Source organism: Bifidobacterium asteroides, from assembly GCF_003202755.1.
GTDB lineage: Bacteria > Actinomycetota > Actinomycetes > Actinomycetales > Bifidobacteriaceae > Bombiscardovia > Bombiscardovia asteroides_F.
On record NZ_QGLK01000001.1, the window covers coordinates 618,056 to 642,519 of the forward strand.

Genomic DNA, 24,464 nt, shown 5'->3' on the forward strand with positions numbered 1-24,464 from the left:
ATTCCTGACAGATATCCAAGCTTGATGACAGCTTATGCGTGAACGTTGGACAAGCCGTTCAGGGGTGGCAGGAGGCCAGCAACCGCTTGGACAGATCCAGCATGTCCGGTGAGGAATCAGAGTTGACGATCTGTACTCTGCCGGGGCCAGGGCCCAGGTTAAGGGCATCGGCTTGGGCCAGCAGATCCTTGAGGTGGCGGGCCGTTCCAGGGTTGCCGTCGATCAGTGCCAGGTCCGGTGGGCAGATGCGGGCGATGGACTGGCGGAAGAAGACGAAGTGGGTACAGCCCAGAACCAGGGCATCCAAAGTCTGCAGATTATAGGGATCCAAGTAACGGTGCAAGGTGGCATCGACCAGGGCCTGGTCATTCAGCCTGTCAGACTCCACAATGGTTACCAGGTCTGGGCAGGGCTGGGTGAGGATGGTGTGCCTGCCAGAAAACCGTGCCATCAGGCGTGAGAACTTGGCCTCCTTCAATGTCAGCGGGGTGGCCGTGACCAGAACCCGTTGGGGTCGGCCTCCGCCTCGCGTGCATGCCAGCTTCAGAGCTGGCTCCATGCCGATGACAGGGACCGGGTAGCGTTGGCGCATCTCATCCACACAGACGCTGGTAGCAGTGTTGCAGGCGATGACCATGGCCTTGACGCCCAGGTCCATGAACCGGTCGCCGATGACATGGCAGCGCTGGGCGATCTGGACCGGCTCCTTGGTGCCGTAGGGGGCGTAGGCGGAATCGCCGAAATAGAGCAGATTCTCTTGGGGCAGAAGCTTCTGGATGGCTGCGGTGACGCTCAGACCGCCGAGTCCGGAGTCGAAGATCCCGATCGGTGCATCTGATGCCATGTGATCCGCTCCTTTCGCAGCCGAAGAACCAGCCTAGCCTGTCGCCGAAGGGCCGTACGCTACAAGCATGAGTATTCCCCGGACTGTTTACAAAATGCAAGCCACCGGCAACGATTTCGTGGTCTACTCCGATCCCCGGGGGGATCTGGAACCTACGGCCGACCAAGTGCGATGGCTGTGCGACCGACATTTCGGGGTCGGCGCCGACGGGGTGATCCGGCTGACCCATCCGGCTGATGTCAGCGACTTGAACCAGGAGCAGGTGGATGCCTGTGACCGTTTCGGCTGTCAGTGGTTCATGGACTACCGCAACGCGGACGGATCACTGGCGCAGATGTGCGGCAACGGGACGCGAGCCGTCACCCTCTTCGCTCAGAAGCAGGGGCTGACGCCGACCATGGAGGGATCCTCCTTTCTGCTGGGGACCCGGGCAGGGGTCAAGCGGATTGTCTCGCGCAGTCCGATGAAGTGCGATGGCGAGCATGTCTTCAAGGTCAAGGTCGGAGCTTGGCGGTTGGGCTCGGTGGGGCAACAGCTGGTCGACGGCGAGGTCCTAAGAGGCTCGGCTCCTGGCACCTTGGTGGATATGGGCAATCCCCATGCAGTCGTTCTGGCTTCAGCCGCTGCCGAATTGGAGACCGGGGGACTGCCTGGGACCGTGACCGACCTGCTGCCCAGAGCTGATCTGCCTGACCTGGGCGATCTAAATCTGTCGGCTCCCCCGCGGGTCAGGCCCGGGCTGGCTGAGGGACAGAATGTGGAATTCCTGCGTCTGGACGCCTTGAATACTGATAATGGCAGCGGTCGGGCCAGCATGAGGGTCTATGAGCGTGGCGTAGGCGAGACCTTGTCCTGCGGGACCGGTTTGTGCGCCAGTGGAGTGCTGCTTCGAGCTTTGACCGGGGTCGATCACTGGACCATTCAGGTAGGTGGAGGCAGTCTGAAGGTGGACGTGGATCCGAAGGATGTGTGGCTGACAGGACCGGCCAGAATGGTGGCCCGTCTGACCCTGGAGAATATTCCCGGTTGCTGATCAGCCGAAGAGGGCGGATCCTTCCACGGCCAGAACAATGGTTGCCAGGGCGACCAGCCAAATCAGGTCGACCATCAGATCGAAGTGCTGCTGGTAGTAGGTCTGCAGCCATTTTGGCCTCTTGTGCGGCAGACCCTGCTGGACGACCGTGGCGTGACTGAAAGCCATGAACTGCAAGCTGGTGGCGAAGGTCATGACTAGGCACCAGGGGCAGAGGGCGTGGATGACGAAGAGCGACTGGGTGAACAGCCAGAGTGCATAGGCCAGGGCGGCAAGCGAGGCGAACCATGTTCCCGCCGCCAGCAGCGCCGGCATCTTGATCCGGCAGAGGCCTACTACGGCCAGCGTCAGGAAGACAGATTCGGCCATCAATCCTAGAAAGGCATTGGGGACCGGCAGGGTGCCCAGGCGAATCAGTTCGGCCTGGGGGGACTGGGCCACGGCAGAGCAGGAGACCACAGAGTTGATGTCACAGCTGAGCTGGCCCTGGGGGTGCCGTGCCAATTGCAGGGTTTCCGCTGACAGGACCAGGCTGGCGTAGAGGGTTGCAAGTGAGGCCAAGGCGGCAATCAGATAGCTGAAGAAGGATCTGGCACCTTGTTGCAGTGATGTTGAAGAGGTCGGTTCGCTCATGGAGTCCATCACCTTAATGGTCGGGAAGCTTCTCTGGGACACTGAATCGTTCACGAGTTTAGGATGGAGGCATGACGCATGAGGATACTGCTAAGGCCTCCGGCTGGGATCTGCACTGCCACACCGTGTTCTCCGACGGCACCGTGACGCCCAGGGGGATGGTTGAGCAGGCGCAGCAGCTGGGTCTGGAAGGTCTGGCCATCACCGACCATGACACCAATGCGGGCTGGGATCAGGCCCGTCAGGCGGCCAAGGACTTGGGGATGCCCCTGTTGCCAGGCACTGAAATCACCGCGCAGGATGGCCGTGTATCGGTTCATATGCTGGCCTATCTTTACGACTCTGAGGATCCGGTCATCGCCGGGCTCTTCGCCAAGACCAGGGATGCCAGGCTGACCAGAACCAGGACTATGGTTGAGCGGATTTCACGGGATTACCCGATCACCTGGCAGGAGGTGCTGGACCAGGTCAAGGAGGGTTCAAAGACCACGGTGGGCCGTCCGCACATCGCCGATGCCCTGGTCAAGGCCGGTGTCTACTCCGACCGGAGCCAGGCCTTCGCCGGGGTTTGCTCCTCCAGCAGCCCTTACTACCTGCCTACGCCCTCGCCGACCACCCACCAGGTGCTGGCAGCTGTAAACCATGCAGGCGGTGTCTTGGTCATTGCTCACCCCGGTGCTGTCAGCCGCAATCCTGTTCTGCTCTCCGACCAGCAGATCGCTGCATTGGCTAAGGAGGGGCTGGGAGGCCTGGAGGTCTGGCACCGGGATAATCCGCCCGAGCAGCGTCGACGACTGCTGGCCCTGGCCCAGCGCTGGGGATTGCTGGTGACCGGAGGATCGGACTGGCACGGTCAAGGCAAGCCAAATCGCATGGGGGAGAACTGCACCAGTGACCAGGTGGTGGCCCAAATCGTGGACAGGGCCCGGGGAAGCTGCCCGGTGGCCTGGAAGGGTTAGTGGATACAGATCGGGGGCGGTCGGACCAAAGGGATCCGGCCGCCCCCGTCAGGCGATCACACTCTCAGTCGGAGGAGCCTCCCAGGACACCGAAGCCCACAGGATGGGTGGTGTCGGAACCGACCACTGCGTAGCCCAAGGACTCCTTGGGGACGATGATGTGCCGACCTTTGTCGTCCACCAGATCGATGGGTCCGCCCTCATTCAGGGCCCGGGCGATGTGGGCCGCCACCTCGTCCGCCTTGGCGTTGGTGCTGAAGTTGACCGTGCGGGCCACATTCTTGATGCCAAATTCGATATCCATTGCTACCTCCAAGGTTTTTCTCCGTCGCCCAGACCTGCCGGTCTACGGATCTTCCGGTCTCATTATTCGCTGACCCGGGTGATTACGCTCTAAGCGTCCCCGTGATACTCCTCCTGGGCAGAGCCGGTCTGCGGCGGCGATGCCGATGTCTGTCCCTCTGCAGTGAGCGTGGGAATCTGTTCGGGCAAGGGCTTTTTGGGAATGACGATGGTCTCGGCCTGATTGCTTGGAAGGGTCTGAGCTGATGATGCATCATCCGGTTGGGAAGCGTCCTCTCCCGCTTCAGTGGCATTCGAAGGCTGATTGTTCCCGGACGGGTCTGCGGACGGAACGCTCATTGCAGCCTGCGGTTTCGCTTCGCCATTTGTATCCTCGTCGCCGGTGACCGGATTGCCGATGCCGCGGAAGTGATCGCTCAGGCCTGATTCCTCTTCCTGGGGGACGGAAGCAACAGCTGGTGGCTCGGGTTGGGCGTCGGTGCCAAGGTCTGTGCTCTGGGCCTGCTTGATGGGCTTATTCCTGGCATCGGAGTGGTCCATGACGGTCTGGGCCAGAGCCAGGTCAGCCATTTCCACCCTGTTGATGGCGATGGTGGCCGAGCTTTCACCCGACGCATCTGCCGAGGCGGGGTCCGGCTCTGGCGCCGGATTCTGCTGTGCCTCGGTTGCAGAGGAGTCTTCAGCTTTATCGTCACCCAGCAGAGTCCCCACAGTAATGGTGGAAGGTGCGTCTGCGGATGACGGACTAGGCGTCTTCTGCTGCCGACGGGCGCGTTGATCCTGTTCGTGATCGCCCAGCTGCTGGGCCAGACGCTCAACCTGGGCCTTGAATTGGATGATCCGCTCGTTGTCCGCATGATCCAGGGCGGTGATGAACTCGCCTACCTGCTCCATTTGCAGCCAAAGATTGGCTCGTAGCATGATCAGGTCATCCAGCCGGGCCCCCATCATCCTGCCGTAGGCTGCAATGACAGCGTTGCGGCGGGACCCGTCCAGCTTGGCGAAGATCCAGGCCAGGTCCCGAGCAGGATCGTTGACCTGCATATCCTGCCATCCGTAAACCCCGCTGAGTCCGGAATCTGAATAGAGCAGATCGCCGTCGGAGAAGCCTCCGTGCACGGTGCAAGTTTCAAAGGACCAGAGTCCCTCGGTTGCCACAATGGAAGCCCAGGAATCAGTGATTTCCTTGGGCACGTGGCCGTCCATGCGCAACCGTTTGATCCATCCGCGCAGTTGTGCTGCGATCTGGGCAGTGGAGAAGGCCGGATAGCCGTGGGTTTTCAGAAAATCAGGGCGCACCCGATGGATGGCGCCGATGGCTGTGCCTGCGGCGGTGCATTCGTTCATGGTCAGCAGGTGGAGGGGACAGATTCGGCCTGGGCAGTGGGTCATAACGGCAACAGCTGTGGTGCCGGTCGGACTGTCAGCCCTCTCGCCGGGCTGGTAGGCCAGGATGCGTTCGACCCGGAAGCCCATGGCCGCCATCTCCTTGGCATCGGCCAGGGCCTGAGCCGCCTTGACGCGAGCGGCCAGCCGGCGTTTGCCGGCCTCCGAACTGGTGGCCCAGACGTCGTAGACGTTGCCGGTCGCGTCCTGGACCACGGCACAGTCCACGCCCTGTGCACGGTCCAGGCTGCTGAGCTGGTCGCAGTCCCGCGCGCCGGTCATGGGCACCTCGGGCATGGCGGCCGACGCCAGGGCGGCCAGGGTCAGCTTCGTTCGTTCACTCACATTGTCAAGGATAATACAAGGACTGTTGTGGATGCGGTTGTCCACTTGACCACATGGGCACGCCGCCGCCGGTTATGATACCTGCCTTTGACACAATGGGGGGTGTGCATGAGGATGAGAAACGATTGCTGGAGGGACTTGATCCCGCCCAGCGGCAGGCGGCTACCGTGCTTGACGGGCCTGTGCGGATCGTCGCAGGGGCCGGGGCTGGCAAGACCAGAACCATAACCCGGCGGATGGCCTATGCCTGCGCCAGCGGTAGCTGGGAGCCATCCAGAACCTTGGCAGTGACTTTCTCGGTCCGTGCTGCGGCCGAGATGCGTGATCGTTTGACCAAGCTTGGCGTGTCGTCCTCCCTGCAGGCGGCGACCTTCCATTCGGCGGCCCTGCACCAGCTCAGGCGGGTCTGGCCCCAGGTCAGTGAGACCTACCCTCCCGATCTGATTGAAGATGTGGGCCCCCTGGTGTCCTCCGCATACCAACGGGTCTGCGGGCAGGAGGCCGACCCGGGCCAGGTCAGGGACCTGACTGCTGAGATCAACTGGGCCAAGGTGGGGCTGATCGCCCCCCAGGACTATGTTCGGGTCTGCTCGGCCAGTCACCGTCTGCCGCCGGCCGGTCTGGAGGCTGATCGGATGGCCGACTTGTACACGGTCTTCGAGAGCTCCAAGGCCGCCCATAATCAGATGGACTTCAACGATATTCTTCTGTTGGTCTGTCACATATTGGAAGAAGGCGGCCAGGCTGCTGCAGATATTCGAGACCGAATCGGCTGGCTGACTGTGGACGAGTACCAGGATGTCTCGCCCCTGCAGCACCGGCTGCTCAAACTCTGGCTCAACGGTAGGCAGAACCTGTGTGTTGTGGGGGACCCGGCCCAGACCATCTACTCTTTTGCCGGGGCCACTTCCTACTACTTGCTGAACTTTCCTATGGAATTCCCGGGCATCAAGGCCGATTTGGACCTGTCTACCGATTACCGGTCCACGGGAAGGGTGGTCCATTACGCCAACGGCATTCTGGCGCGCTCGCCGGTGCGTGACGACTATCTGAAGCTGACCTCAGCCCGTCAGGAGGGCAGCAGGGTTGCGATGACCCGTTATGAGGACGATGGTGATGAGGCTAGAGCAGTGGTCTCTCGTATAGCCTCCATGGTCCGGAAAGGGGCCCGGCCCAGCCAGTTTGCAATCTTGACGCGGATCAACGCCCAGCAGACCCTGATCTGCCGCGCCCTGCACGAACGTGGAATCGGTTACCGGGTGCGCACGGAGTCGGGCTGGCAGAACCAGTCGGTCGATCTGAGCAAGCAGGAGGTGCTGGAGCAGCTGGAGGGCGGCATGGGCCAGGGAAGGGTCACGGTCTCCACCATTCACGCCGCCAAAGGGTTGGAGTTCGCCCATGTCTTCATCGTGGGCTGTGCTGAGGGGCTGATTCCCTTTGGCTCACCACCGGAAGGGGATGCCCTGGAGGAGGAGCGCCGCCTCATGTATGTAGGGGTGACCCGGGCCGAGGACACCCTCCACCTTTCCTATGCGGAGCACAAGGATGGCAGCGCCTTCGTCCGACGCGCCCCCAGCCGGTTCATTCACCGCTGAGCGCTATCGTCTTGATCTTCGAATCGCAGGGGATTGGGTGTGCGATTCAGGTTTGGTCCTTTTCTGAATCGCCCCTGTCTGAGTCGTTCTGATCCGGGTGACCGTCGTCGGTGTCCTCGCAATCGGTACCAGTGCTCTTCTGATTGCCGGGAGTCTCGTGGTCCGAATGTTCCTGGTCATGAGAGGCGTCGGAGTCTGCAGCTTGAGAATCTGAAGTTCCGGAGTCTGCGGAGGTGGTCAGATTGGTAGAGGATTCCTTCTCCTCGGCATTCAGCAATTTGTCCAGTTCGGCATCCCAATCCACTGAGGTGGCGGGAGTGTCGGCCTTCTGCTCGGATTGCCCCTCTGCAGAGGTCGAAGCTCCACCCTCGTCGGATTCCTCCTTGACGGGGAGGGAAGGCAGCAAATCAGGATGGGACCAGTGGCTGTCACGGCCCTGGACCCCTTCGTCGGCGGTGATGCGCTCCCAGAGGTCGGCGGCCTCACGTAGCTGCTTGGGATGAAGATGCAGGCCCAGCAGGGACTCGAAGGTCTGTTCGGCCGGCCCTCCCACGGCGCGCTCGCGTCGGGTCATCTCCCGCAGCTGCTCCAGGTGGGGTAGGTGGGCCATGCCAGCGTTCCATACCACGCAATCCACCCAGCCGTCGACCAGGGCCAGCAGGTCGCCCAGGCTGTGCAGGGCCTCCTTCTGCTCAGGGGTGTCCTCGATGCCGACATTGCTGAGGTTGATGGCGCCGGCGATGGATTCGGGGTTGATTTGTTCAGCATCGCGCAGCTGGTCCTCCACGGCGTCCAGGTCGATGGAGACTCCGCGGGCATACTTGCCAATCAGGGCCTCGAAGCGCGGCATCAACCAGGGGACGGCGGCGTAGAGCCGGGCGTGGGCGGCCTCCTTGAGGGCCATGTAGCGGGTGACTTCGTCCAGATCCAATTCAAGGGATTTGGCGTAGGCTTTGATGTTCTGCGGTATAAGGGCTCCGGCGGGGTTCTTCAGCAACGGGATGCCCTGGTCGAATCCTCCGCGGACCTCCTTGGCCAGCTCGCCGGCGGCCTGCCCCAGCTGCATGGCGAAAGAGGTGTTTCCCAGCAGCTTCATCAGCGTGGTGGGATCCTTGAGGTTGTCTGGTAGTGGAATGGGCACAGGTCCGGCGAACATTCCAGAAATCTCGCCCTGGTCGAAGCCTTGGAAGCGCTGGCTTATGACGGAGGTCAGGGCCTCGCTGACCGCCTGGGCCACCGGTGAGGCGAACTGGACCCAGGCGTCTATGCTACCCTCGATCCATCCGGCACGGGTCAGTGCTTCGGTTTGGCCGGGGGCGGGGTCAAAGGCACAGACGGTGTCCAGCCAGAGGTTGGCCTCGCTCATGACCCGGGCTACCCGGTCGCTGTCCTCTGCTGTGACAGTGGTATCAGACTGGTCGGCCCTGGTGCGCCCCAGGGCGATGTTCTTGGCCAGTGCAATGTTGATGGGCCCCTGATCGGCCTGGGCCTGCATGTCAGCCGGAGTGTTCAGCCCTCCGGCCGTGAAAGCCTGAATCAGGGCCTGGACCTCGGCGGGTTTGGGCAGCTGATCGGCTCCCTGAGCCGCCATCTGGGAGCGGATGGACTCAGGCAGCTGAGAGAACTGACTCCAGGCCAGCTCGCCCTGCACCGGGCCGAAGCACTCGATGAGCCATTGGTGGATTGCATTCTCGTCCATTGCTTTGTTTCCAGTCCTCGCCAAGGCAGGTCGTTCACCGTCAAGGTTGGCACCTGCCAGGATTATCGTCTTCATCAACCATAATATTGGAGCTATGACACTTCCGCACGGGAAATCGGATCACTGCGCCACAGGCGCACCCGAAAGGCGAATCGGGACGCTTGGCGGACCCACCCGCAAAATGCTGGTCGGCGGTCTTCTGATCATTCTGGCTCTCTTGGTGCTGTTCCTTCCTTCGCCTTATACCATCGAGACGCCCGGACCCACTCAGGATGTGCTGGGAAGTTCAAAGGGCTCACCGGTCATCGAGGTGAAGGGTGGTCAGGTCCACCATGACAAGGGTCGCCTGCTGATGACCACAGTCAATGCCCGCGGAATCCCCGGCTACCCGGCCTCCAACCTGGATGCCCTGGTGGGCTGGGCCGACCCCCACGCCACGGTGCTCCCCCAGGAGGCCGTGGTGCCTCCCGGGCAGAGTGTTGAGGAGTACAAGCGCCAGGAGCAGGGCGACATGCACGGCTCCCAGAAGGCCGCCTCGGCCCAGGCCCTGGCCTTCCTCAAGGCTCAAGGATATGACGTCTCAGGCCTTCAGTTCAGCATGAGGGTGGCTGACATCGGCGGTCCTTCTGCTGGGCTCATGTACACCCTGGGGGCCATCGACAAGATCACTCCGGAGCAGGAGACCGGCGGTCTGACCATAGCCGGAACCGGCACCATGGATCAGAAGGGACGGGTCGGTGCCATCGGTGGAATCCAACTGAAGATGCTGGGCGCCAAGCGGGACGGCGCCACCTGGTTCTTAGCCCCGGCGGCCAACTGCTCACAGGTTGCAGGCCATGTGCCACAGGGGCTGCGTGATGTGCGGGTATCGACCTTGGACGAGGCCTACAAGGCCCTGGTGGCCATCGGCCATGGCAAGGGGGAGGGGCTGCCACACTGTACGGCCACCAAGGGCAAATAAGACAAGGCCGGTCCAATTGGTGAATTCCGGCAGTCTTGTTATGCTGAAACCGTGGCTGAGACTACAACCTATACAGCGGAAGAGTTCGGTTTTCATCCCGGAGATATCGTTCAGGAATGGATGTGGGACGATGATGTCGACGACGGGATCCGGACTAGGATCGAGGATCTGACCGGCGAAGAGCTGGTGGACGAGGACTATGACGCAGCCGTGGATGGGGTCATCATCTGGTGGCGAGACGGCGACGCCGAGGACGATCTGGCAGATACCATCATGGATGCCTCGGCCATGGTCAACAAGGGTGCGCCTTTCTGGGTGCTGACTCCTAAACCCGGCAGACCGGGGGCATCGGCGCCAGGGGTCGTCTCCAATGCAGCCAAGACCGCGGGCATGAATGCCCTGATGCCCACCACTGTCAGCAAGGATTGGAACGCAACCCAGCTGCGAGCTTTCGGCAAGGGCAAGTAAGACTTCTAGCCGTCCCGGCGCTTACGTCAGCCAGGCATATTGCATAAGCGCCAATGAACGAGGTTGTGGACATTGAGATTAACCGATGCCTACAACCTCACTGTCTTTCATAAGGAATTCCCGGAGGAATCCGATTGGCCTCGGTCCTTACTGCGCACCTTTCTCATCAATGGCAGGAGCCGCCGTCGTGGCCTTGTTCTGATACTCGGCCAGTAGGGTGCGCGAGCGTATGTCGCAGAGGTTGGCCACCAGGGCCATGATCAGGATGACCAGGCCCACCAGGAAGATCCAATGCAGGCCGTCGAAGACGATAGTACGGGCCGGGCCGAGCAGGTGTGAAGGGATGCTCCCTGCCGTGGCTGGATTGATCATGCTATTCATCATGTCCTCGGTCAGCCCCTTATGCTGAGGCACTTCGCGGGCGATGACCGTGTTCATGACGATGCCGAAGATGGAGACCATCAGGGTCTGCCCCAGGGAACGGGCCAGGGTGTTGAAGCTGGTCGAGGCGCCCACGTCGCCTGCGGGCACCACGCTCTGGGCGGTGATGGTTGAAGTGGTGATGGTCAGGCCGAAGCCGAAGCCGACCACGGCCGAGATGACCAGAAAAACCCAGTAGGCTGTGGCCTGGGGGACGGCTATGTAGCAGACACAGGCCGTCAGGATGAAGGATAGGCCAATGTTGGTGGCTCGGTGCGGCGGGTGGTGCATGGTCAGCGGTCCGGCCAGGTAGGCGCCCAGGAGCCAGAGAATGGAGGATGGGGTGACTACAAAGCCGCCCAGGGAGGGATTCATTCCCAGCACGGATTGCATCCAGATGGGCATGTAGGTGTCGAAGCCCATGAGGAATCCGGCCACCAGGAGCATGCAGATGTTTTGGATGACGAAGGTCCTGATGCGGAAGAGGCGCAGGGGCAGGATGGGATCCTCCTGGCGGCCCTCCACATGAAGAAGCAGGGCAAAGGTGACCACGGTGGCCACAGCCAGGATCAGGGTGATGCGCGCATCGCCCGCCGAACCCAGGCTCTGCAGGCAGAGCATGAGGCAGATCAGGCAGATGCTGAGCAGTCCGATGCCCACGTAGTCGACGCGGGTTTCACGCGCCTGGATATGCTCGCTCAGAAAGAGCTGGATCATGATGATGACCAGCAGTCCGATGGGCACATTGATGGCGAAGACCCAGTGCCAGCTTATCTGCTGGACGATGAAGCCTCCCAGCAGAGGAGCGATGATGGAGGCGATGCCCCAGGCCGAGCCGTTCAGACCGATCATGCCCGCCCGCTTGTCCAGTGGATAGATGTCGGCCAGAACCGTGTAGGTCAGCGGCTGGATGGCACCTGCTCCCAGGCCCTGCAGAAAACGGGCGCCGATCAGCTGGGGCATGGACTGGGATAGTGCACATAGGGTGGACCCGATCACAAAGACCAGCAGACCGATGGTCAGCAGCGGCTTGCGGCCAAAGCGGTCTGAAAGTTTGCCGTAGATGGGCGTGGTGACTGCCGTCATGAGCAAATAGATGGAGTAGACCCAGTTCATGATGGACAGCCCATGCAGGTCCCCGATGATGGTGGGCATGGCGGTGGAGACGATGGTCCCCTCAATAGCCGTCATAAAGGTGGCAATGAAGACCGCCACCGTCACCAGGGTGCGATTGGTCTTCCTGCCACTGCCTGTATCGACTGTCTGTGACAATCCGAACCCCCTGTTGTATGGTGTATTGCTCTTGTTTGCGGACAATGGCCGCGAATTCCTAGTGGATTATAGCCGCACCGTGCGGCCTTGTCACCGTGTATTCTGGTAAGGTAGTGTGCTGGTCCCGTGGCTCAGTTGGTTAGAGCGCCACCTTTACACGGTGGATGTCCCCGGTTCGAGTCCGGGCGGGACCACAAGTGTCCTTAGGGGGCGTGCCCGAAGTCGAGTCTTAACGCTCAGGTAGAATCGATGCACGACGATCGTTGGCAAGAAAGGTCAGGAGGTCGATGCCTGATGTCAGCTAAGCCTGATGCCCGTGGAACCGAGGCGACCATCGCGCGCTCGGGCAAGCGCAAGTGGGGATATGACACCAAGCAGGTGGATGCCTTTCTGGAGCGGGCGCACTCACTTTATGAGAGCCAGGATCCTGATCTGACCCAGGAGGAGATAGCCAATGCCTCCTTTGACCTATGCAAGAACGGCTATATCATCACCCAGGTAGACGCTGCCCTCTCCCGACTGGAGAGGGTGATTTCCGATAGGCAGACCAGTCTGGAGATAGCCCGGGTGGGGGTGGATGGTTGGACGACCAGAATGGTCAGTCTGCAATCAGAGCTGACCGCCCATGCCGGCAGACCTTCGGGCAGCGTCTTCAAGCGCGGGGATGCCGGTATGCCCTCATACGATTGCAAGCAGGTGGAGCGGTTAATAGAGCAGGTTCTCAACAAGACTTCTGACCAGCTCAACCTGCAGGAGGGGCGGAAGACGGACTCGGGCAAGCCGAAGAACACCGACATCACAGCTGACCGCGTCTCCAATGTCATCTTCACTCAGCGGCGAGGGTCCAAAGGTTACGACGAGCGTCAGGTGGACTTCTTCCTGGCCAAGGCGGTCGAGCTCCTGGAGCAGCTCGAGTCCTTTGCGCGGGTCAGCGAAAGGGCCAAAAGAGCCAGCGCGAGTTCAACGGCGCCCGCTGCTGTTCCTGCGCAGTCGCAACTTCCGGTGCAGGACTCTTCGGCTTCTGGCGTTCAGCCGCTGATCGGACAGAGCCAGGCACCCGCTTGGAGCATTCCTGATGCTTCCGCTCTTGCAAGCGACCAGAGCAGTCAGGATGATTTCGCTCAACTGCACCAGGCAGAGCGGGCTATCTTCGAGGCTCCGGCTGCTAGCACGAAGATGACACCTACGACGCCGACGGTGCAGCCCAACAGTTCTCTGAGTGCTCTGGCTTCGGCGGTCAACCAGCGACTGGCCCAGGAAGGCGCTGGGGCTGCAATGGGTGCTGGGACCACAGCTGCCGGTGCAACTGGTGTTGGTGCACCTTCTTCAGCATCGGCGGCAGCAGCTCCTTCCTCTTCTTCTGCCAGATCGGCATCATCAGCCAGATTCGGTGGTGGATCTGCTGCTGCCCCTGCCAATCCCGCTGTCTCCGGTCAACAGGAATCGGTCATGCCCACCTCCGTGCCGCCTGCGGCTACAGACCCGGCCTCTGCGCCAACCCGCACCACTCCAGCGACACCTGCGTCGGCTGCACAATCTGTGCCGTTCAACTCTATGGCACCTTCTTCCTCTTCTCTCGCACCGCAGACTCCAGAGCCGACGGTATTTCAGCAGACTCCTTCGGCATCTGTCGCTTCCACTTCTTCCACCTCGACTGGGACTGAGTTCGTCACCTCTGCAAGGCCAGAATCACCGGTGTTAGCCTCGGCAGGTACTGACGCTGACACTTCGTCTACACCAGGTGCCACCTCGATTATCTCTTCGCCCTTCGTCGATGGCCCCCTGGGCGCAGGCGGACCCTTGGGCAGCTATGAGGAACCAGCACCTGCAGCGCCTGAGGCTCGTGAACGTCCTTGGGCCGAAACAACCGGAAGCAGCACGGATACGCCCGACTGGGCCAAGCCCCGGTATTCGCAAAACGTGCAGGGGAATAAGCAGGACCGGGACCCGGATTCCTACTTGGCTTCCCTGCTCAACCAGGATCTGCCCAAGATGGACCTGGACATCCCCGATATTTCGTTCCCAGCCTTCGGTGATGAGGGGGAGCAGGATAAAGGCGGTCGATGAGTCATCTGACAGCAGTGAATACAGGCAGTGAAGGCAGGCAGGACGGTTTGTCAGTCGGACGAGAACGTACCTTGGTGGATTGGTCGCCCAGGGTCGATGCCGACCAGTCTCGCACTCTGGTCATCCTGGGATCCACGGGGTCCATCGGCACTCAGGCCCTGGATCTGATCAGTCGCCATAGGGATCGGTTCCAGGTGACCGGGTTGGCCGCAGGCGGCGCACATGTCGAGCTCCTGGCCCGCCAGGCCCGCGATTTTGGCGTGACCCGTCTGGCTCTGGCCGACAAGGCCCGGGTTCCGGCCCTGCAGCAGGCTCTCAATGCCTTGGGATTGACCGGTATCCAGATAGAGGCAGGCATGGAGGCGGTCCAGGCTCTGGCCGGTTCCGGCAGCGATCTGGTCCTCAACGGCATCACCGGATCGGTCGGTCTGCGTCCGTCCATCGCGGCCCTGCAGGCCGGATCCCAGCTGGCTCTGGCCAACAAGGAATCGGTGGTGGCCGGCGGCCATCTGCTCTTTGACGCCGAGATAAGGCCGGGCCAGATTAACCCGGTCGACTCCGAGCATTCGGCCATCTGGCAGTCCCTGCGTTCGGGGCAGCACGGAGAGGTTGCCCGTCTGGTGGTCACTGCCTCAGGTGGTCCCTTCCGTGGTTGGAGCCGCCAAGCCATGCGCGAGGTCACCCCTGAGCAGGCCCTGAACCATCCCACCTGGTCCATGGGTCCGGTGGTCACCATCAACTCCTCCACTATGGTCAACAAGGGTCTAGAGGTTATCGAGGCCAGCCGGCTCTTCTGCATCGAGCCTGAGCGGATCACCGTGGTGGTCCACCCCCAGTCTGTGGTCCACTCCATGGTCCAGTTCCAGGACGGGGCCACCATAAGCCAGGCCTCGCCTCCTGACATGCGTCTGCCCATTGCCTTGGGCCTGTCGGCGCCTGCCCGTCTTGACAATGTGGCTGCAGCTTGCGACTGGTCCAAGGCCAGCACTTGGACTTTCGAGCCGCTGGATGACGAGGCCTTCCCGGCGGTAAACCTGGCCAGGCGGGCTCTGGGAAGCTGCGAGCCCATGACTGCGGTCTTCAATGCCGCCAACGAGCAGGCGGTCCGGGCCTTCCTGAATCACCGGTTGCCTTATCTGGACATCGTCGAAACTATCCGTACGGTCATGAATGCCATGGAAACGCATCTTCCGGGAACATTCACATCCGTGGAGGTAATGGAGCAAGTCGAGCGTGAGGCACGCCAAAGGGCCGATGCTTTGATAGACATGACAGCGTGAGTAGCATTCCCAAGACCGAACAGTCAGCATCCTCCCAAGGGTTCCGCAAGACAGGCGAGCAGGCCATCAGTCAGACTCCGCTGCATCCTCGTCGCCGTTCCCGTAGGATCATGGTGGGACCTGTGCCGGTCGGCGGGGGAGCCCCTATTTCGGTGCAGTCCATGACCAACACGGTCACTGCGGACATCAATGCCACACTTCAACAAATCGCTGAGCTGGCCGCCGCCGGCTGCGACATCGTACGGGTGGCTGTGCCAAGCCAGGATGATGCCGACGCGCTTCCAATCATTGCGAAGAAGTCGCCCATCCCGGTCATCGCCGACATCCACTTCCAGAGCAAGTACGTTTTCCAGGCCATCGATGCGGGCTGCGCAGCCGTCAGGGTCAACCCGGGCAACATCCGCAAGTTCGACCAGGTCGGCCCCGAGATCTGCAAGGCTGCCACGGATGCAGGCATATCCTTGCGTATCGGAGTCAACGCCGGCAGTCTGGACAAGGATATCTACGCCCGCTACGGCGGCCCCACCCCCGAAGCCCTGGTTGCATCGGCCTTGAAAGAGGCCCACATGTTCGAGGACGTGGGTTTCCACGACTTCAAGATCTCTGTTAAGCACCACGATCCCGTTACCACAGTGCAGACCTACAGGCTCCTAGCATCCAAGGGCGACTGGCCCCTGCACCTGGGCGTGACCGAGGCCGGACCAGCCTGGCAGGGGACCATCAAATCCTGCCTGGCCTTCGGCGCGCTCCTGGCTGAGGGCATCGGCGACACCATCCGGGTATCCCTGTCCGCACCGCCTGTGGAAGAGGTCAAGGTGGGTTGCAAGATTCTGGAATATCTGGGGCTGCGCCAGCGTCACTTCGACATCATTTCCTGCCCCTCATGCGGCAGGGCCCAGGTGGATGTGATCGAGCTGGCCAAGGAAGTGACCGAGGGTCTCAAGGACATCACCGCCCCCATCCGGGTGGCCGTCATGGGTTGCATCGTCAACGGCCCAGGTGAAGCCAGGGAGGCTGACCTTGGGGTGGCTTCGGGCAACGGCAAGGGCCAGATCATCATCAAGGGCAAGGTGGTTCAGACCGTGCCCGAGGATCAGATCGTCCCCACCCTGCTGGAACGGGCCAAGGAAATCGCCGCTCAGATGGATGCCAAGGCGGCAGTTCAGGGTGAAACCCTGCCGGAGGTAGGGCCCATGGTGGTTCCGGTCACCGGCCGTGCCAGCTGAGCGCGTAAGCACCATCCTCGCCACCGGTTACAATGGCCGTCGTGTCCCAAGAGGTTGAACGTTCCCTCCCCGCAAGCCGGTGGAGCAGAGTCAGGCGGATGATGACCAGCCTGCCTGTCTTCGTCATCCTCATGGGTCTGCTGGTCTCTGTCTCCCACCTGACTGCCGTCCCCTGGAAATACGAACCAGTGGATCAGAATTTCCCTACCCTGTCTCCAGACACCGCGGTTACTTTCGACTGGCCTGCCGGAGTTGCCAAGGATGCCATGGGGCAGTACCAGGTTGAATCCCGCCACCAGGAACTGAGCGTGGAAAGGCCTGCCACGGGCGAGCGCCAACGCATCCGAATACTGATTCGCACCCCTCAGGGGGCTTCAGGCCATAGGCCGGCTGTAGTTTTCATGCACGGCGCCGGTTACGGCACCTGCGACAATTCCTTCGGAGACGTAGCCCGGACCTTGGCCTCTGCTGGCTTCGTCACTGCCGTGCTGGACAAGCCGGTCTGGTCTACGACGGATGCTGACCGGGATTATCCAGCCTCAGCCAGGGCCTACGAGCGGGTTGCCAATCTGCTGCGCGACCGGGTTGATGTGGATGCATCCAAGGTAGGCATCTATGCCACCAGCGAGAGCACTTGGATCGCCGCCATGTTGCTGACCATGGACCACAGGATCGCCTTCCAGATCCTGCTGAGTCCCATGGTCTATTCACCACGGCATGCTATGGGCTTCTTCGTGGCCCAGGATTTTGCAATTGCCGGGGCCAACCAGGGCTATCAGTCGGTGGTCCGTCGGCTCTTCAGCACTGATGCCACCCTCTTGGGCCTGAACAATCTGGACATAGACCCTACCGACCGCTACACCTATGCCATTCCCACCCTGCTGGCCTACGGGGCCAAGGATGTCATGACTGCCCAGGTTGAAGGGGTGCAACGCGTTCTTTCCCAGGCCCACGCCTCCGGCAATGAGAACGTAACTGTGCGGTCCTACCCCGTCTCCAACCATGTGCTGCGGCTGGGGGATGAGGCCCAGACCGGCACGCCCCTAGCCGACCACTACCAGCAGGACATGATTGACTGGGCGGTGGGTCAGGTCCATGGCCTGCATCAGACCAGTCCTAGCGTTGGCGGGGCCACCATCCACCAGTCCATTGCCGTGCCTACTGACCTGCGGGGGCGGCGCTCACTGACCATTTATATGCTGGTCCTGCACCTGCTGACCTTGGTTCTTTTGCTGGCGGCTCTGATTATGGCCGTGGTGGCCGGTCTGATGAAGTTGTTCCGTCTGCGCCGACGCAAGGACCCGGTCTTGGGCTTCAGTCATGGCTTCGGCGGCACCTTGGTCACCATCACCGGCACTACTCTGGCCACCCTGGTCCTTTTCGGAGCTGGTCTGGGTCAGGTCATCATGGCGGTGGTACGCCTGGGCTGGGGCGGCGTGCCTGACCAGGCTGGGGTCAGCTACTGGAGCTGGCCGGTCATCCAGGTGGTCTGCGCCCTGGTCATCTGGGCCTGGTCGCGCACCTTCGCCCGCATGGTCGAAGTAGCCTCCCTGAGGGGCCTGGACCGGCTGCCCGACCAGGTCCGCACAAGCAAGGCCGGTGGCCCCAGTCTGCGCCAACAGATGCGGAACATGGATCCTAGGCCTGTTCTGGCTTCCACCCGCTTTGGCGTTGCCATCTTCATCGTCACCACCCTGGCCATGTTCGGAGTCCTGCTGATCTTCGCCTTCTGGGGCCTGTTCATCTACCAATGAGAGGACGGGTCCGTCGTGGCCATCTATCGTGACGAGGGCTTGGTCCTCAGAACTGTCAAACTGGGCGAGGCCGACCGGATCGTCACCATTCTGACCAGGGGGCACGGCAAGGTCAGGGCTGTGGCCAAGGGGGTGCGACGGACCAAGTCCCGCTTTGGTGCGCGGCTGGAGCCTTTCATGCGTGACGATTTGCTCATCTCCCGTGGCCGCAACCTGGACATCGTCTCACAGGCGGTCTGCATAGCCCCTTATGCGGATGCAATATGCGCCGACTACGACCTCTACGCCAACGGGGGCGTCATGCTTGAGACCGCCGACAAGCTCGTGGTGGGTGAGCACGAGCCGGCCCCGGAGCAATACCGTCTGCTGGTCTCCGCCCTGGCCAGCCTGGCAGGTCATCGACATGACCCCCGTGACATCGGCTCCTCCTACCTACTGCGCTCCCTGGCGCTGGCGGGCTGGCGGCCCCGGCTGGATTCCTGCATCGTCTGCGGACGGACAGACCAGCTGACCCACTTTTCTGTGCCCGGCGGCGGGGTGGTCTGCAGTCGGGACAGGCCTACTGACGCCGTGGCGGTGGATCCTGCCACCCTGACCCGTTTCCGGGCGCTGAGCAGCGGGGATTGGTCCAAGCTGGACGGCAAGGACTCAACCCCCCTCTGCGATGGTCTTGTCGAGAAATGGGGCGAATATTACCTGGAGCGGCCCATCAGGTCCTTGCGGCTATTAGATTCTTAAAGCATGAGCTTTGACCCTGTCGACTACACCTCTCTGGACGTACCTGCAGCCCCCTTCTCCGACCCAGGACGAATCCCACAATTTCCCGAGGGTTCAGTCCCGCGTCATCTGGGTGTGATCATGGACGGGAATGGCCGCTGGGCCAAGCAGAGGGGCATGGAGCGCACCCAGGGTCATCGGGCCGCCGAGCCGGTGGTCTTTGATACCATAGCCGGGGCCATTGAGGCTGGAGTTCGATACCTGAGCCTGTACACCTTCTCTACAGAAAACTGGAAGCGCTCGCCGGCCGAAGTCCGCTTTTTGATGGGTTTCTCCCGAGACATCATCCACCGTCGGGTGGCCCAGATGGATGACTGGGGAGTGCGCGTGCGCTGGGCGGGCCGTCGGCCCCGGCTCTGGAAGTCGGTCATTGACGAGCTGGAGGCGGCCATGGAGCGCACCCGGCACAACACCAGGATCGATGTGATCTTCTGCATCAACTACGGTGGCAGGGCTGAGCTGGCCGATGCAGCCACCGACATTGCCCGGGAGGTGGCAGCCGGGCAGATCAAAGGTTCCAAGGTGACCGAAAAGATGATCGCCCAGCATCTCTACAACCCCGACATACCGGACTGTGACCTGGTCCTGCGCACCTCGGGGGAGCAGCGCACCTCCAACTTCTTGCCCTGGCAGGCGGCATACGCGGAGCTGGATTTCGTGCCTGAGCTCTTCCCCGACTGCGGGCGGGAGGTGCTCTGGCGGGCCATTGACGATTACATCCACAGGGACAGGCGCTTCGGTGGCGTAGAGAATGCCTGAGAAAACAAGGCCTCACGATTTGTGAAGTTAACTATAGTCGTCCAAATTTACATGTCTGAACACTCTTGCAATGCCCTTGAAAGGTAGTCTGTGTCTTATCGCAGCGGAGCAATCCATATCCGCTGTGGAAATCAGGGCAGCAAACGAAGCGAAGGAGTGACAGGCGTGGACGACAAGCAACGCATCATGCAGATCATCGAAGATAAGTCACAGGAGTTCATTGAGGCCGCCGACCATATTTGGGGTACTCCCGAGACCAGGTTTGCCGTGAAGGAGTCGGTCCAGCAGCACTACAAGGTGCTGGAGCAGGAGGGCTTCGACATCGAAAAGGGCGTGGGCCATATGGACTATGCCTACGTGGCGACCTGGGGCTCGGGCCGTCCTGTGATTGGCATCACCGGCGAATACGACGCCCTGGGAGGCCTCAGCCAGGTGGCTGATCTAGGTGAGCACAAGCCCTTGGTCGAAGGCGGCAACGGGCAAGGCTGCGGTCACAACATTCTGGGTATGGCAGCCGTCGCGGCCGGAGTCGGGATCAAGACCTTCATGGAGGAGAAGGGGATCAAGGGGACCATCAAGGTCTTCGGCTGCCCGGCTGAGGAGTCGGGTTACGGCAAGGCTTTCATGGCCAGGGACGGGGTTTTCGACGGGCTGGATCTGGCCCTGTCCTGGCACCCCTCGGATGTGACCCAGGCCTGGGGCTCCTCCAGTCTGGCAGTCCTGCAGGCTTACTTCGACTTCACCGGCGTGCCGGCCCACGCGGCTGCGGCCCCAGAGCTGGGCCGGAGCGCCTTGGATGCCGCGGAGCTGATGAACGTGGGAGTGCAGTTCCTGCGTGAGCACATGATCGATGAGGCCCGCGTGCACTACGCTTTCATCGACGCAGGCGGCGAGTCGGCCAATGTGGTGCAGTCCCATGCCCGGCTCTATTATTTCGTGCGCGCTCCCAGGATGGATCAGGCTCAGGATCTCTTCAAGCGTGTGGAGAAGATCGCCCAGGGTGCGGCCCTGATGACCGAGACCCAGGTCAAGGAGGAGTTCGACGCAGCCTGCTACAACTTCATTCCCAACCATCCGCTGACCGAAGCTATAGACAGGAACTTGGGCCTCGTCGGTCCCCTGTCTCTGGACCAGCAGGAGCTGGACTACGAACGCCGTTACACCGACACGGTCCCCGAGGCCGGCAAGCAACGGGTGCTCAGCCGCACCAAGGCTGCCTTCCCTGATCTTCCGGATGAGGAAGTTAGGAAGATGGCCGAGTCCACCATGGCCCTGAAGAAGTATCCGCTGGCCTTCACCGATACGGCATCGGGGTCCACCGACGTCGGCGATGTCAGCTGGCAGACACCCACCGCCCAGTTCAGCGGCGGTTTCGAGCCCCAGGGCACCTCTGCTCATTCTTGGCAGTGGGCGGCCAACGGCAAGTCCTCGGTGGCCCACAAGGGTCTGCTGGCTGCAGGCAAGACCCTGGCCCTGACCGCCTACGATGCGTTTACTAGCCCGGACCTGGTCAAGGCCGCCAAGGAGGACTTCGACAAGACCTTCGCCGGCCAGGAGTACAAGGTCGTCATCCCTGACGATGTGATGCCCCACTGACCTACCTACCGTTCGGCTGCCGCCGGCCCCAGTGATCCATGCGGATCACTTTGCCCGGCGGCGGTCGACTTCGACTGAAGGATGACAGACCAATGGCAATAAAGCAATCCTCGAAAACGGCGAGCGGAACGCTGATCTTCTCCCTGATGGCCGGTTACTCGATCGTGTACATGGACAAGAACATGATCTCGACCGCCATCATCCCCATCTCCGAGCAGTTCCACCTTGACTCGGGGCAGACAGGCATCATCATGTCGGCCTTCTTCCTGGGCTACTCGCTCATGCAGATACCCAGCGGCTGGCTGGCCGACCGGCTTGGGGCCAAGCGTGTGCTGATGGCCTCCATGATCATCATCGGTCTGTTCAGCTACCTGTTCGGCCTGGCCAATGGTCTGGCCTTCTTCATCATCGTCAGATTCTTCGCTGGCATGGGCCACGGCGGCTATCCGCCCTCCTGCTCCAAGTCGATTGCGGAGAACTTCCCCCAGGAACGGCGCACCTTCGTACAGTCCCTCATCCTGTCGACCTCGGGCATCGGCGGCATTCTAGCCTTCGTTCTGGGAGCCAACCTGGTTGCCATCAACTGGCATTTGGCCTATGGCGTGCTGGGCACTCTCTATCTGCTGGCCTTTGTCTGCATCCTGATTTTTGTGCCCTTCCAGCCTCGCCAGCCCGAAGTCGACCTGAAGCCGGGAGCCAAGGGGGCAGGGTTCCTCGAGGTCTTGAAGAACCGGAACGTGCTGGTCCTCTTCGTGGCCATGCTCCTGCTCAACATCCTCTTGTACGGCAATATTTCTTGGATGCCCACCTTTATCAAAAACACCTTCGGGCTCTCGATTGGTCAGGCCGGCATCCTGCTGGCGGTCAATTCGGTATTCACGACCGTCGCCACCATCTATGCCGGTCAGTTGCTCTCGAAGCTCTTCCTGGGCAGGGAGAAGGTGGCCATCCTGGGCGCCGGGGTAATCAGTGCCGTCCTGGTTGTCTGCTTTGTCTTCTCGCGCAACATCTGGCTCTCCCTCCTGCTGCTGATCCTGGTCTCCTGCGTCTCTGTGGTGGCCTTCACCGGCATCTTCACCTGGCCACACAAGATCATGGACCCGCACATCATCGGCTCCGCCATAGGCATCATCAACACCGGCGGCACCTTGGGCGGATTCCTGGCTCCCATGATCATCGGCTACCTGGTCAAGGCAGCCGGCGGCTCCTTCGTCGGAGCATTCCTCTTCATGGGCGCGGCAGCCATCGCCTCAGGGCTGATGGCTCTGCTGGTCAAGGTAGGCAAGTAAAGCCGAGGTTGAGGTGGCCTCGTTCAGGCATCGGTTCCGAAGATCAAACGTCTGAGGCCGAGTCATGACTGCCGATTTATGGCAAGGAGTCACTGCCAAAGGATCGCTTCTTCCGGGATCTCAGATTCTTCGGTTCTGACCACGGATGCTGAAAATTGAGGTTTGCAAGAGAAAGGCCCGTTTCTGAGTAATTTCAGGGACGGGCCTTTCTATGCCGACTATATGAGTTGGGTCAGCGATCCGGCTGCTCCCAGATGGTGTCCAATTTGGCGATGGAGAGGGAGCCAATCAGGGCCTTGCCCTCGCCGGACTCGGCGATCAGGCGGATGCCGCGCGGCCCTTCGGCGGGGAAGGAGTAGGAGGACATGATCTCCAGCCCGTCGTTGACGACGACCTCGATCGAGCCCCGGTCCACGATGATATGCAGCTTGAGCTTGCCCGAGGACCTGTCGACGGGAGCTGTGCGGTAGCCTCGGTCCCCGTAGGTGTTGCAGTGGCGGTCAAGCACCACGCGGCCAAGCTGGTCGTCATAGCAGACCAGCGTATGGTCGCCGGATTGTGTCCTGTGGATCTCCAGGCCGATGCGCTCGGCCTGGGACTTGTTCAGATCGATCTCCATATTGATATCAGCGGTCTGCGCGTCGTCCACCAGATCCTGGCTGCCGTTGACCTCCAGCTCGATGTGCCCGAAGTCCTTCTGGTCCTGGTCCAGGTTGGAGAACTCGCGTATCGGCAGGCAGCGCAGATGATCACCAGCCAGAGTGACTTCGCGCGGCACGGTGAACTGGCCGCACCAGCCATCCTCCTGCATGGGAATAGGTTCGGTGAAGGGGCTCATCCAGCCGAAGACCAGTCTGCGGCCGTCAGGGGCTTGGAAGGTCTGCGGTGCATAGAAGTTATGGCCGTCATCCCAGAGGTGGAACTCGGTTTCCTGATGGAAGTCACCGCCGGGCTGCCAGCTGCCGATCACATAGCCGGCGTTGTTATGGTTGCGGGCTTCGAAGCCGTGAGGCTTCAGGCCCATGGCCGAGTAGCAGATCACCCACTTGTCCTCCAGGGGGAACATGTCGGGGCATTCCAGCATGAAAACTTCTGGGTCGGGGTGCCGGTAGACCACCCGGTCGAAGGTCCAGTGCTCCATGTCATTGGAGGTATACATCCAGATCTCGCCCCGATGGGTAGGGGTGCTGACTCCGAAGACCATGTACCAGAGCCCGCCCATCTTCCACACCTTGGGATCGCGGAAGTGCAGGATCTTGTCGTCGGGGCAGGGGACCACGACACCCTTCTTTTCGAAGTGGATGCCGTCGGAGGAGACAGCCATGCACTGTTCCTGGAGGTTGCCTTCATCATCGTTGACCCCATTGCGCCAACGGTGACCGGTGTAGTAGATGGTCAGACGGCCGTCGTCGCCCACCACGGCTGATCCGGAGAAGACCCCGTCCTTTTCGACCTCCAGGGTGGGCGCCATGGCCAGGGGCTCGCGCCGCCAGGTGACCAGGTCGGTGCTGGATACATGCCCCCAGTGCATGTTTCCCCACTCGCTCCCGTACGGGTTGAGCTGGAAGTAGGCATGATAGCGCCCCTTGTAGTAGGTCAGACCGTTGGGGTCGTTGATCCATCCGGCTTTGGAGGCGATGTGGCACTGGGGATACCAGCGGTCATTGCGGGTGGCGAAGAGCCGATCGATGCTCTTCTGGGCCTTGTCCAGCTGAGCGCTCATATCGGCGTTTTCCTTGGTTACTGACTGGTTCATCCTTGAATCCTTTCGGGTTGGATGGGTCCTGATTATGGTTGA

20 protein-coding genes and 1 tRNA gene are annotated in these 24,464 nt (G+C 61.4%); 14 read left to right on the plus strand and 7 right to left on the minus strand.

Annotation, left to right across the window (positions count from 1 at the left end):
• Window positions 1-58: 58 nt before the first annotated feature.
• A complete protein-coding gene (murI, locus tag DKK74_RS02205; protein WP_110412555.1) occupies window positions 59-844 on the minus strand; it encodes a glutamate racemase in 786 nt (261 codons plus the stop codon).
• Window positions 845-911: 67 nt separating this feature from the next.
• Between murI and dapF the strand changes: the two genes are divergently transcribed.
• The gene (gene dapF / locus DKK74_RS02210) at window positions 912-1,877 is read left to right on the plus strand and encodes a diaminopimelate epimerase (RefSeq protein ID WP_110412556.1); all 966 of its coding nucleotides are present in this window, start codon (window positions 912-914) and stop codon (window positions 1,875-1,877) included.
• On the opposite strand, the gene DKK74_RS02215 is transcribed toward dapF, so the two are convergent.
• Window positions 1,878-2,510, minus strand: a complete 633-nt coding sequence (locus DKK74_RS02215) for a vitamin K epoxide reductase family protein (protein ID WP_110412827.1) — start codon at window positions 2,508-2,510, stop codon at window positions 1,878-1,880. It abuts the gene before it with no gap.
• A gap of 71 nt (window positions 2,511-2,581) precedes the next feature.
• Here DKK74_RS02215 and DKK74_RS02220 point away from each other — a divergent pair, with 71 nt between their 5' ends.
• Window positions 2,582-3,469 (plus strand): PHP domain-containing protein, encoded by an 888-nt coding sequence (locus DKK74_RS02220; protein WP_110412557.1) that lies wholly within the window; start codon window positions 2,582-2,584, stop codon window positions 3,467-3,469.
• A 64-nt stretch (window positions 3,470-3,533) separates the two neighbouring features.
• On the opposite strand, the gene DKK74_RS02225 is transcribed toward DKK74_RS02220, so the two are convergent.
• Window positions 3,534-3,773 carry a DUF3107 domain-containing protein gene (locus DKK74_RS02225; protein ID WP_046322632.1) on the minus strand — a complete coding sequence of 80 codons (240 nt, stop codon included), beginning with the start codon at window positions 3,771-3,773 and terminating at the stop codon, window positions 3,534-3,536.
• An 89-nt stretch (window positions 3,774-3,862) separates the two neighbouring features.
• Window positions 3,863-5,503, minus strand: a complete 1,641-nt coding sequence (locus DKK74_RS02230) for a phosphotransferase family protein (RefSeq protein WP_110412828.1) — start codon at window positions 5,501-5,503, stop codon at window positions 3,863-3,865.
• 95 nt (window positions 5,504-5,598) lie between these two features.
• On the opposite strand from DKK74_RS02230, the gene DKK74_RS02235 reads away from it, so the two are divergent.
• Window positions 5,599-7,098, plus strand: coding sequence for an ATP-dependent helicase (locus tag DKK74_RS02235; RefSeq protein WP_181414876.1), 1,500 nt, complete (start codon window positions 5,599-5,601; stop codon window positions 7,096-7,098).
• Between the two features lie 46 nt (window positions 7,099-7,144).
• Here the strand turns inward: DKK74_RS02235 and DKK74_RS02240 are convergent, their stop codons facing one another.
• Window positions 7,145-8,797, minus strand: a complete 1,653-nt coding sequence (locus DKK74_RS02240) for a zinc-dependent metalloprotease (RefSeq protein WP_110412558.1) — start codon at window positions 8,795-8,797, stop codon at window positions 7,145-7,147.
• 94 nt (window positions 8,798-8,891) lie between these two features.
• On the opposite strand from DKK74_RS02240, the gene DKK74_RS02245 reads away from it, so the two are divergent.
• A complete protein-coding gene (locus DKK74_RS02245; RefSeq protein ID WP_110412559.1) occupies window positions 8,892-9,758 on the plus strand; it encodes a S16 family serine protease in 867 nt (288 codons plus the stop codon).
• Between the two features lie 51 nt (window positions 9,759-9,809).
• Window positions 9,810-10,226, plus strand: coding sequence for a DUF3052 domain-containing protein (locus DKK74_RS02250; RefSeq protein WP_024627263.1), 417 nt, complete (start codon window positions 9,810-9,812; stop codon window positions 10,224-10,226).
• Window positions 10,227-10,373: 147 nt separating this feature from the next.
• Here DKK74_RS02250 and DKK74_RS02255 read toward each other — a convergent pair whose 3' ends face one another.
• Window positions 10,374-11,918: an MDR family MFS transporter gene (locus DKK74_RS02255; RefSeq protein ID WP_110412560.1), complete on the minus strand. Its 1,545-nt coding sequence runs from the start codon at window positions 11,916-11,918 to the stop codon at window positions 10,374-10,376.
• Between the two features lie 120 nt (window positions 11,919-12,038).
• Between DKK74_RS02255 and DKK74_RS02260 the strand changes: the two genes are divergently transcribed.
• The 9 genes from DKK74_RS02260 to DKK74_RS02300 all read left to right on the plus strand — a co-directional run bounded on the left by DKK74_RS02260 (window position 12,039) and on the right by DKK74_RS02300 (window position 22,666).
• Window positions 12,039-12,112, plus strand: a tRNA-Val gene (locus DKK74_RS02260).
• Between the two features lie 100 nt (window positions 12,113-12,212).
• Complete coding sequence (locus DKK74_RS02265) at window positions 12,213-13,985, plus strand: DivIVA domain-containing protein (RefSeq protein ID WP_181414877.1); 1,773 nt, start codon at window positions 12,213-12,215, stop codon at window positions 13,983-13,985.
• Complete coding sequence (dxr, locus tag DKK74_RS02270) at window positions 13,982-15,265, plus strand: 1-deoxy-D-xylulose-5-phosphate reductoisomerase (RefSeq protein WP_258334416.1); 1,284 nt, start codon at window positions 13,982-13,984, stop codon at window positions 15,263-15,265. Before DKK74_RS02265 ends, dxr begins: the two co-directional genes overlap by 4 nt.
• Complete coding sequence (gene ispG, locus DKK74_RS02275; RefSeq protein WP_181414878.1) at window positions 15,262-16,491, plus strand: flavodoxin-dependent (E)-4-hydroxy-3-methylbut-2-enyl-diphosphate synthase; 1,230 nt, start codon at window positions 15,262-15,264, stop codon at window positions 16,489-16,491. Before dxr ends, ispG begins: the two co-directional genes overlap by 4 nt.
• A 101-nt stretch (window positions 16,492-16,592) precedes the next feature.
• Complete coding sequence (locus tag DKK74_RS02280) at window positions 16,593-18,245, plus strand: alpha/beta hydrolase (RefSeq protein WP_110412832.1); 1,653 nt, start codon at window positions 16,593-16,595, stop codon at window positions 18,243-18,245.
• A gap of 15 nt (window positions 18,246-18,260) precedes the next feature.
• On the plus strand, window positions 18,261-18,983 hold the full coding sequence (recO, locus tag DKK74_RS02285) for a DNA repair protein RecO (protein WP_110412562.1): 723 nt from the start codon (window positions 18,261-18,263) through the stop codon (window positions 18,981-18,983).
• Between the two features lie 3 nt (window positions 18,984-18,986).
• Window positions 18,987-19,781, plus strand: a complete 795-nt coding sequence (locus DKK74_RS02290; protein ID WP_110412563.1) for an isoprenyl transferase — start codon at window positions 18,987-18,989, stop codon at window positions 19,779-19,781.
• Between the two features lie 165 nt (window positions 19,782-19,946).
• Window positions 19,947-21,377 (plus strand): amidohydrolase, encoded by a 1,431-nt coding sequence (locus DKK74_RS02295; protein ID WP_110412564.1) that lies wholly within the window; start codon window positions 19,947-19,949, stop codon window positions 21,375-21,377.
• Window positions 21,378-21,469: 92 nt separating this feature from the next.
• Window positions 21,470-22,666 (plus strand): MFS transporter, encoded by a 1,197-nt coding sequence (locus DKK74_RS02300; RefSeq protein ID WP_110412565.1) that lies wholly within the window; start codon window positions 21,470-21,472, stop codon window positions 22,664-22,666.
• 232 nt (window positions 22,667-22,898) lie between these two features.
• Here DKK74_RS02300 and DKK74_RS02305 read toward each other — a convergent pair whose 3' ends face one another.
• The gene (locus tag DKK74_RS02305; RefSeq protein WP_110412566.1) at window positions 22,899-24,422 is read right to left on the minus strand and encodes a glycoside hydrolase family 32 protein; all 1,524 of its coding nucleotides are present in this window, start codon (window positions 24,420-24,422) and stop codon (window positions 22,899-22,901) included.
• Window positions 24,423-24,464: the final 42 nt, after the last annotated feature.